The sequence below is a fragment of the Bacteroides muris (ex Fokt et al. 2023) genome (genome assembly GCF_024704895.1).
Classification (GTDB): Bacteria; Bacteroidota; Bacteroidia; order Bacteroidales; family Bacteroidaceae; genus Bacteroides; species Bacteroides muris.
This window is the reverse complement of sequence record NZ_JAMZEE010000141.1, coordinates 1-314: the sequence shown is the minus strand read 5'-3', so window position 1 is coordinate 314 and position 314 is coordinate 1. Positions and strand designations below refer to the sequence as shown.

General features: G+C 53.8%; 1 protein-coding gene. It reads left to right on the top strand.

The genetic code is table 11. The annotated features are described in order from the left end of the window. Positions 1-314, top strand: a 314-nt coding sequence (locus tag M1B78_RS18930; protein WP_257941513.1) for a hypothetical protein, incomplete at both ends; no start/stop codon positions are given.

Here is a 314-nt window from a genome sequence, read left to right as displayed (position 1 = left end):
AGCGCCACATTGACTTATCCGGACGGATATCTGGCAGCGAGAGGCTACAGCAACGGGATATGGAGCGCCATCGCAGGACCTTCGAGGGCATCCGAGATTACGGTCAATGCTTCTGTAGGGTATTCCACTTTCTCTGTCCGCTGTTATCAGAGCCAGGCGGACGCTTCGGCATGGAATGACAGCTTTATAGCCGAGATGTCCGTGGGTGTAAGTTATGACGGTTCAAGCGGACGGGATGCCAGTGAGCCGCGTCCGAGAGGTTTTTTCGCCAAAGGTAACACGTATGTGTGGAATGAGGAGTTCCATGACATCGT